The 9,361-nt window shown below is 43.2% G+C and carries 6 protein-coding genes, 1 tRNA gene and 1 pseudogene; all 8 read right to left on the reverse strand.

The genetic code is table 11. From position 1 onward, the window contains the following. Positions 1-12 precede the first annotated feature (12 nt). Positions 13-2,409, reverse strand: a complete 2,397-nt coding sequence (locus tag PGQ33_RS06125) for a glycoside hydrolase family 3 C-terminal domain-containing protein (protein WP_270205455.1) — start codon at positions 2,407-2,409, stop codon at positions 13-15. Positions 2,410-2,937: 528 nt separating this feature from the next. Next, positions 2,938-3,010: transfer RNA gene (locus PGQ33_RS06130), tRNA-Ala, on the reverse strand. 121 nt (positions 3,011-3,131) lie between these two features. Next, positions 3,132-5,213 carry a polyphosphate kinase 1 gene (gene ppk1, locus PGQ33_RS06135; protein ID WP_270205456.1) on the reverse strand — a complete coding sequence of 694 codons (2,082 nt, stop codon included), beginning with the start codon at positions 5,211-5,213 and terminating at the stop codon, positions 3,132-3,134. A 182-nt stretch (positions 5,214-5,395) separates the two neighbouring features. Further along, positions 5,396-5,902: a phosphatase PAP2 family protein gene (locus PGQ33_RS06140; RefSeq protein WP_270205457.1), complete on the reverse strand. Its 507-nt coding sequence runs from the start codon at positions 5,900-5,902 to the stop codon at positions 5,396-5,398. 202 nt (positions 5,903-6,104) lie between these two features. Continuing rightward, positions 6,105-7,781: pseudogene (locus PGQ33_RS06145) on the reverse strand (recombinase family protein). A 100-nt stretch (positions 7,782-7,881) separates the two neighbouring features. Next, entirely contained in the window at positions 7,882-8,049 is a 168-nt protein-coding gene (locus PGQ33_RS17140; protein ID WP_118592106.1) for a transposon-encoded TnpW family protein, read from the reverse strand. Between the two features lie 464 nt (positions 8,050-8,513). Next, entirely contained in the window at positions 8,514-8,765 is a 252-nt protein-coding gene (locus PGQ33_RS06150) for a helix-turn-helix domain-containing protein (protein WP_144210461.1), read from the reverse strand. After that, entirely contained in the window at positions 8,746-9,186 is a 441-nt protein-coding gene (locus PGQ33_RS06155) for an RNA polymerase sigma factor (RefSeq protein ID WP_270205458.1), read from the reverse strand. Before PGQ33_RS06155 ends, PGQ33_RS06150 begins: the two co-directional genes overlap by 20 nt. Between the last annotated feature and the right edge of the window lie 175 nt (positions 9,187-9,361).

The raw sequence follows: 9,361 nt of genomic DNA on the forward strand, positions 1-9,361 counted from the left end.
TACTTTTTTCTTTTAGTCTCGCTTTACTGCTGCCCGGATCAGATGCCCTGTTCCCTTAATCCGGTGTCCGTTCGCCATTTCGGTCAACGCTTCTGCCATTTCCATCGTCACAAATCCACCGGTCATCTTTGCGTATCCACGGATCGGCATATTATAGTTAAACAGTACATTTAAGTTTGGTTTACCCTGCCATTCGCTGATCTTCAGCAGGATTCTCAGTACACCATAGAACAGCTTTCCAAAAATCCCTTTTCCATAATACAGTTGGCACACAGCATCGTTCATTCGGATCTCGCCGCTCCAGCTTCCATCCGGAATCTCTCTTCCGTAAAGACGGGTAAATTCTTCATCCGAAATGTCTTTGATCTGTCCACTGAAATATTCCGGCATTTCTTCTTTTTTGTAGCCGCCATTTTCTACAGTTCCCACTACATCCAAAGTATCTTCCAGAAGCATATGTTCAGCGTTCTCACCGATCATGATCTGATAAGTTCCGGATTCAATTTCCCAACTGTCCGTTCTGGTATCATAGAACCGGAAGCTATTATCATCAAATAAAATCTGGACTTCTTTTTCCTCTCCCGGTTCCAGTTCCACTCGCTTGAAACCTTTCAGCTCGCGGACCGGACGGAAAATGGTATCGGATTGCTTTCCTACATAAAGTTGTGTGATCTCAGTTCCTGCCACATTTCCTGTATTCTTAACAATAAATTTCACGCCTTCGGAAGATACCTTCAGATCCTTATACTCAAAATTCGTGTAGCTGAGTCCAAATCCAAATGGGAACCGTGTCATTTTTCCAACCGTTGTATAATAACGGTATCCCACATAAAGGGATTCTCTGTATTCACTGCTCCGTTCCTTGCTCGGATAATAAGCATATGCCGGCGTATCTTTGTAATGAAGCGGATAAGTCTCATTCAGCTTTCCGGACGGATTTATCTTACCTGTCAGCACATTCATCATCGCAGAGGCGCCTGCCTGTCCACCCAGATATCCATGTACGATTCCTTTTACATATGAGTACCATGGCATTTCAATTGCAGATCCTGCGGAAAGAACAACAATTACATTAGAATTGACCGTCGTTATTTCATCCAGAAGCGTATCCTGCGCATATGGCATATCCATATGGGTACGGTCAAGTCCTTCCGATTCACTGATCTCATCCAATCCACCGAAGAAGAGAACCACATCTGCCTTTCTTGCCGCTTCAATTGCTGCTTTCATCAGCTTTTTATTCGGTTTCCTATTACGGATATACCCCTGCTCGTAAGCAATGACATCCACGCCGCTCTCACCGATCACGTCCATGATTGCCTCCGGCTGTTTGGTCGGATTCACAAGGGAAGAACCTGCTCCCTGATATCTTGGTGTCTTTGCAAAATCTCCGATCACGGCAACTTTTGTCCCCGGTTTTAATGGAAGGATCTGATCCTCATTTTTCAGAAGAACAATGCTTTCCTCCGCTGCTTTTCTTGCGAGCTTATGATGTGCTTCTATATCAAACTGCTTTCCTTTTGCATCCTCAGTTGCCTGATGGGTTGCAAAGATTACATTTAACAGCTCATCCAGTCTCTGGTCCAGCACAGATTCTTCCAGATCTCCGTTCTCCACTGCACGGATAATGTCACGCATACCGGATTTCCCGGTTCCCGGCATTTCCAGATGACTTCCGTTCTTTACACCCAGCGCATGATCGTTGCTTCCACCCCAGTCAGAAACTACAAAGCCATCAAATCCCCATTCATCCACAAGGATTTCCTGTAGCATATGGCTGTTTTCATTTGCATAAATACCATTCACTTCATTATAAGAAGACATGATCGATTTTGATTTTCCTTCTTTGACTGCAATCTCAAATCCGGTGGTATAGATTTCACGGAATGTTCTTTCATCAACTACAGAATTATTCGCCATACGGCGAAGCTCCTGGCTGTTTGCCGCAAAGTGCTTTGGACATGCGGCGATTCCTTTACTCTGGATTCCACGCACATAGGCTGCTGCCATCTTTCCTGCGTGATACGGATCCTCTGAAAAATATTCAAAGTTTCTTCCGCACAGTGGACTTCTCTTGATATTCAGTCCCGGTCCAAGGATCACATTGACCCCCATGGTAACTGCTTCTTCCGCAAGTGCCTCTCCGATTTCTTCTCCAAGTGCCTCATCCCAGCTGTTTGCAACGCCTGCTGCCGTCGGGAAACAGGTCGCCGGAAGGCTGGCGTTTAATCCAAGATGATCCCCTGCTCCTGCCTGCCTTCTCAGCCCGTGAGGCCCGTCTGACATTGTCATCGATGGAATTCCATATTTTTCAAAATCTACCGTCTCCCATGTATTTTTACCTGACATCATCCGTGCTTTTTCTGCTAATGTCATTTGTTTTATGATATTCTCATACTTCATTTTCATTTTGAAACCACCTTATTTATTCTATCTCTGTTTCTTTTCCTGCTGAAAATAGCATAACACAGAAAGCAGGCTGTAAAAGCCTGCTTGCATAAATGGTTGAAAATTCTTCACGAACTGCATTTTTAATTACATTTTTCAGTTATAACTTTTTTATATTTTGCTTTACTGCGCAGTTGAAAAATGATAATATTTATCAACATAATACATTTAACCGGGAATCCGGGGGACGTGCTGCACCCGCTCCGAGCCTGTCGGAGGTGGTGCTAATGAGTACATATGAAGAATTACAACTCATCGTATCCGTTGCGGTACTTATTGTTGCAATACTTAATTATACACATAAAAAGTAGCCGTCCTAAACTTTTGGCGAGTTGACGACTACTTTCTAAACTAGATTATTTTCGCCGGAGTGGGTAAATTGCGGTTACCTTCCGACTTTCCTGTTAAGTGTATTATAAAGCACATATATAAATTTGTCAAATACACAAAAATAGTGCAATAGCAATGCTACTACACTATACACTAAAGTGGAGAATACGAGATTCGAACTCGTGACCTCCTGCTTGCAAGGCAGGCGCTCTCCCAACTGAGCTAATCCCCCATATGACGTTTGCGACTTAATTAAAATATCACAAACGTCCCTCTTTGTCAACTGTATCTGCTGATTTTATAACAGCTGTATCATTTCTACAGCTGTGTTTATTTTGCTCAAATATTCTCTACTATTTCTTTTCCGTATTTTTATACGCCGTCTCATAGAACACTTCCTGTGAATCCAGCTTTTCTTCATTGATATCACGATCTACATAATCGCCGTCTGCAGTCAGTTCTTTTCCTTTTTCATCATCCTTCATCATGGTGTCAAACATCCAGTCCAGTCTTTCACGCAACGTATCATCCAGAACCGGAGCTGCAACCTCCACACGTCGGAGCGTATTTCTCGTCATATAATCAGCCGATGCAATATACACTTTTTCTCTGTCCGGCGTTCCGAAACGATAAATACGGGAATGCTCCAGAAATCTTCCGACAATGCTGATTACTTTAATATTTTCTGTGTATCCTTTGATACCAGGAATCATACAGCAGATTCCACGGACGATCATTTCAATCTTCACACCTACCTGTGATGCTTCCACAAGCTTCTCAATGATCACTTTATCAGTCAGTGAATTGATCTTGATTCCGACATACGCATCTTTCCCGTTCTTTGCGTGACGTATTTCCTCATCGATCATATCGAGTACTTTATTCTGGAGACATTTCGGTGCAACCAGCAGGATGTACGTTTCCTCTATCGTCTCACCGCGAAGCAGACATGCAAATACTTCTGCCGCTTCTTTTCCGATTTCCTGCTTTGCTGTGATCAGTGACAGGTCTGTATATAAAGTAGAAGTCTTTTCATTATAGTTACCGGTTCCGATCTGAGTAATATATTCCAGACCTTTATCTGTCTTTCTGGTGATCAGGCAAAGTTTTGAATGTACCTTGAATCCATTCAAACCATAAATTACACGGCATCCGGCTTCTTCCAGCTTTCTGGAATATTCAATGTTACTTTCTTCATCAAATCTTGCACGGAGTTCAACCAGTACCACCACTTCTTTGCCATTTTCCGCTGCCTCAACCAAAGCATCTACGATCTGGCTTCGAACTGCCAGACGGTACAAGGTCATCTTGATGGACACTACAGAATCGTCTCTTGCCGCTTCATAAAGCAGGTTGGTAAATGATTTAATATTTTCAAATGGATAAGATAACAGAACATCTTTCTGCTCAATCTGTGCGATCAGACTTTCTTTTTCTTTCAGCTGCGGTGTCATTCGCGGACTCCTCTTCTGATAGAACAGCTTTTCCTTTTCTGCTCCTTGCATTCTTAGATAATTCTGGATTGCAAATACAAATGATAAATCAAGTGGTACTCTCGACATAAATACGTGGTTTTTATCCATATGAATATATTTGCAGATCTCTGCGATCAGCTTTTTGTTAATCTTTCTGGAGAATTCCATGCGGACAGGATTCATACGTTTTCTCTGCTTTACCAGATTTTCCATGGCGTCTCTGTAATCCATATCTTCATCATAAATGGTTTCTGTATCAATATCCGCATTTCTCGTAATTCTCAGGAGAGATTTTTCTTTGATTTCATATTTTTTAAATAATTTCGGCAGAAAATGAAGGATCAGTTCTTCCGAAAGCATAAAGGTTCCCGGTCTGGTCGGGATATCGATCAGACGCTTAAACACATTATTGCTACACGGAATGATCGCAGTTTTTGTCTTTCCACCCTTCGTTGCAAGCAGTGCAACCGCATAGATCTCTTTATTCTGTAAGAATGGAAACGGCTGCTGTTTGCTGATGATATTTGCAGACAGATATGGTGCAATTTCATTATCAAAGTAAGTTTCCAGTAATTCCCCTTCTTTTCCTGAAAGCTTGTTGAAATTGATAATCCGGATTCCCTGCGGTTCCAATTCTCCCATTAACTGCTCGTAAATAACTGCTTTCTTTATATCAAGCTCTCTTGTTGCATCAATGATCGCTTTTACCTGCTCTTTGCTGGTCATATTGGTTTTATTCTCACGGACTACTTCCGATGATTCCATCTGATCCATCAGTGTACCTACCCGCACCATATAAAATTCATCCAGATTAGATTGATAAATAGACGCAAAAGTAAGTCGTTCTGCTAAAGGTACTCTCGGATTCCCTGCTTCATTTAATACCCTCTCATTAAATTTTAACCATGACAGTTCCCTGTTCATCATATATGGTTCTGGTTTTAACTGCTTCTTTTTCATTTGTCTACTTATCTCTTTTTGCTAATTTGAATATTTTATAGCTACGCTTAAGAATTAATTATACATCTGAATACGCTTTCATATCTACCTTCTTAAAGAACTGTTTTTGTAAAATTCATGTAAAATGATGCTTATACCAACTGACTTCCATATAATTCCCGGTCGGTAATCTTTGGTCATCTTCATTTCAATACTTTGCGATATCCCAAATATCCTGAAATCACACCGAACAGAATTCCTCCAAGAACATCTGTCGGATAGTGTACATACAGATATAACCTCGATATTGCGATCAGACATGCCAGCACAAGCGCAAATTTCCAAAGCTTCTTTTCACCTGCCAGGTACAAAGCTGTTACCGAAGCAAACGAAGCTGCCGTATGTCCGGACGGAAAAGAATAATCATGAAGCTTTGCTACCAGAAGGTGTACACCTGTATTCACATCATATGGTCTTGTCCGTGCTACAAGATTTTTCAAGACAATATTGCAAAGTAATACATCTACTACTAAAGCAACCACCATAACCGCACCGCTTTTTCTCGTTTTAGGAATCAGAAGCAATACTATGCTCAACACAATCCATATAATTCCTGCATCCCCAAGTCTTGTGATAAATACCATGATTTTATCCAGAAAAGGCGTATGCAACGTCTGGATCCAATCCAAAATATTTAATTCAATATTCATAAATTTCCTCCTGCTTTCTTCATCAGTATTTTTACTTTTCTATAGAATAACATAGATTACAGTTTATATGAATTTTTAGAATTACAAATTTTTTACAAACAATCTTTTGAAAAATGACGGTTACACAGGGCGTAACTTTGTTGAGGTAAGATAACGTAACCTTTTTTGTAGGGGCGGTTATCTTACCTCTTTTTGATATATGTTAGATAGCATAACTCTTTACGTCGGCTCCTATCTGTCTGAAATAGGAGATACTTTCGGTTGGCTTGTCGCCTGTATCAACTCTGCCGACAAAGCTATAAAAGATTTCAATTTCTCGGGTGTTCGTTTCCTTATCCAGTTCGTGAATAAGAATACGGTCGATAAATTCATGGACGTTCTCGTAAGTCAATTCCTCAATCGCCGTATATTTACGGACAAGGGTAACAAACCTTTTCACGTCTGCGCTGCGCTCGGCGGCGGTGTCAAGCTCCTGTGTCAATTCCGCGATACGTCGCGTCAGCGTCTTTTTTTCTTCATCATAGCCGGAAGTCAAGAAAGCAAACTGTTCATCAGAGAGTTTCCCTAAAGCGTTGTCCTCATACAGTTTACGGAATAAGACGTTTAATTCGCTCATTCTGCCCTGTGCCTTGTCAAGCTCCTTGTGCTGCTGCGCCATTGTTTTCTTCATGGCTTGCTCGCTGCACTCATTCGCCGTTTGGATAAATGCCTGTTCATGGGTCTGCACATAGGACAGTACCCGTTGCAGGTCGGCAAGGACAAGTTCTTTCAATACGCTTTTACGGATATAATGCGTGGTGCAAAGCTCCCCGGTTCTGATACGGTTTCGGTATTTCCCGCAAGTGTAAGCGTGTTTGCGTTCCAATGTTCCGGCTCCCTGCTGCAAATACATTTTGTAGCCGCAATCTCCACAAAAGAGAAGTCCCGAAAAAATGTCGATTTCGTTTACTTTCGTAGGGCGATGTTTGGTAGCAATCCGTTTCTGTGCAAGGTCAAAGGTTTCTTCATCAATCAAAGGTTCATGTGTGTTAGGGAAGAAGTATTGCTTTTCTTCCGGGTTCTTCTTTGTCTTTTTTGATTTGTAAGATACCTTATAGCTTTTGCCTGTAATAGTATGCCCCAAATATTCCTTACGGCTAAGAATGTCATACAGCGTCTTATCCGGCCAGTTGTAAATACAGTTCGGGTGTGGGCGCGGGTGGCGGCAGCTCCCGGAACGACGATAACGCATTTCGGAAACGGTCAGTATTTCATGCTCTCGCAGTCAGTTCTGTATTTCACAAATACGGTCGCCGCGCACATACATAGCAAAAATCTGTTTTACAACGTGTGCTGTTTCCGGGTCGGGCAATAAATGATTGCGGTCGTTAGGGTCAGCTATGTAGCCGTAAGGCACTTCGCCATTGACGCGCTCGCCTTTCTGCGCCTTTGCCTGTTTGACCGCCCGAATTTTCTTTGAAGTATCGCGAGCGTAAAACTCATTAAACCAGTTTCGCAGCGGGGTAAATTCGTTGTCGTCCCTTGCTGTATCTACACCGTCGTTAATGGCGATATAGCGCACTTCGTATTCCGGGAAAACAATTTCGATAAGCTCCCCGGTTTTAAGATAGTTACGTCCAAGACGGGAGAGGTCTTTTGTTATGACCGTTGCCACGTTTCCGGCTTCTACCTCGCGGAGCATGGATTGAAGCCCCTCACGCTCAAAACTTACACCGGAAAATCCGTCATCAACGAAAAAGCGCGTATTGAAAAAATGGTGGTCGTCTGCGTACTTCTGTAAAATTAGCTTTTGGTTCTGTATGCTTTCGCTTTCTCCGGCTTGCATATCCTCTTGACTTAATCTGCAATATAAAGCGGTTATCTTGTCTGCCTGTAACATTTTGTCCTCCTCTCTGACAGCAGACAAGCATGGTATTTGTACTGATAAAATTATACCATGAACCGCTGCTAAAGTCATGTCCTAAATATGAAAAAACGCCCTATTTTCGGGCGTTTGCGGCGTTTAGCTCCATATCTTTACGAATGAGCTTTTTTATCTTTTTATCGAGTGTATCCGTCGCTCGTTCACTCTGCGCCGAACATACAAGATAAGTAACTTTTCCAATTTTGTGTTCCGTTGTGGTAACGGAAGATTGATTTTGCGACAAAAGAAAAGCCCCCTTTCTTTCGCTCGTTTAATAGTTCAGTTTATGAATAGTGGCAAGTCCACTATTCCCGGTAATTTATAAAGGAGCTTTAATCAGACGGTCAATTAGTTTCTTAACCTCACGGGAATTGCACCCCTGCGCGGTTCTCGCGCAGCCCTACCCATTGCCTGCGACGCTTCTAACGCTCGGACTATGGCGATAAGGGAGTATCATTATGTATTTTGCGCGTTATCGCCGACAGGCTGCTTTACCTGTTTTCCGGTGTCGGTGTTAATCGCTCAGCAATCCGGAGCGGGGAAATCCCGCCGGGAATGCGTCATGGCGCACCCGCCGCATGGCTCGACGCAAAAGGAACGTATCTGATTTGCCCTATGCTGCGTCGCCGTTATCTTGCGTCGCTTTCTTTTTCAAGGTTCAAAAGACAGGAATACGCAAAGCGGAAAGGGGTGGAACACTTCGCGTTTTTACTTCTCTGTCTTAAAGGATAGGACAGCCCGCATGAGCTTTGCTTGCAGCCGTTCCCGCAAGTCCTCGTCTACGCCGTAATAGGTATTGCCGCTTTCGTCACGGATTTTCCGCATAGACAGGTGGGCTATGTAGCTTTGGTAGTGCTGCACCACAATTTTCATGGCGTCGGGGTCGCCCTTTGTCGCGGCTAAAATGACCGGGTAGGGTAATAAGCCGCGCTCATTGTCATTACAATTCGTTCCATTCATCAGCGCGTTCCTCCAAATATCGTTTTAGCAGTTCAAAAGAGCTTGTCCGTCTATACTGTACTGTGCTGCGGGGTACTTTCATAAGCTCCGCGATTTCAGCGTCGGTCATGCTGAAAAAGTAATACAGTAAAACGGCTTGCCGTTTTTCTTCCGGCAGGGAGTGCATTGCTTCGGCAAGCAGCTTCGCCGTAATCTTCAAACCGCCCGCACAAAAAGCGTCCTCGTCCTCATTGACAAAATATCTGTCAACGATATAAAGCTGCTTTTCCTCATGCGGGGCAAGGTCTGAAAAGTTGACTTCGTGCTTTCGCCGACTTTTGCTTTCCCGGCAGGCGTCAATCAGTTCGTTGCGTAGCGTGTGTTTGCAGTACGCGTTAAACTCACATCTCGTCTGCCATTCCAACCGATTAGGGTAATCCATGTTCTCACCCCCTTTCGTCCCGGGGGCGGGTTATTTATCCCCTTTCGGCTGCCTTCCACGGACGTGCCGCAAATTTGCCAAACGGAATAGAAAAGTTTTTCAAAAAAGTTTTGAAAAATCAAGTAGGAGGCGGTGACTAACCGCCGTCCTCTCACACCACCGTGCGTACCGTTCG

It is taken from the genome of Coprococcus sp. AM100_B19A (assembly GCF_027662015.1).
In the GTDB taxonomy this organism is placed as follows: domain Bacteria; phylum Bacillota; class Clostridia; order Lachnospirales; family Lachnospiraceae; genus Allocoprococcus; species Allocoprococcus comes.

Bases quoted from the DNA above. Each gene is read 5' to 3' on its own strand.
- PGQ33_RS06155 (WP_270205458.1), bottom strand. From the start codon at position 9,186: ATGGATTACCCTAATCGGTTGGAATGGCAGACGAGATGTGAGTTTAAC.
- PGQ33_RS06150 (WP_144210461.1), bottom strand. From the start codon at position 8,765: ATGAATGGAACGAATTGTAATGACAATGAGCGCGGCTTATTACCCTAC.
- ppk1 (WP_270205456.1), bottom strand. From the start codon at position 5,213: ATGAAAAAGAAGCAGTTAAAACCAGAACCATATATGATGAACAGGGAA.
- PGQ33_RS06140 (WP_270205457.1), bottom strand. From the start codon at position 5,902: ATGAATATTGAATTAAATATTTTGGATTGGATCCAGACGTTGCATACG.
- PGQ33_RS06125 (WP_270205455.1), bottom strand. From the start codon at position 2,409: ATGAAAATGAAGTATGAGAATATCATAAAACAAATGACATTAGCAGAA.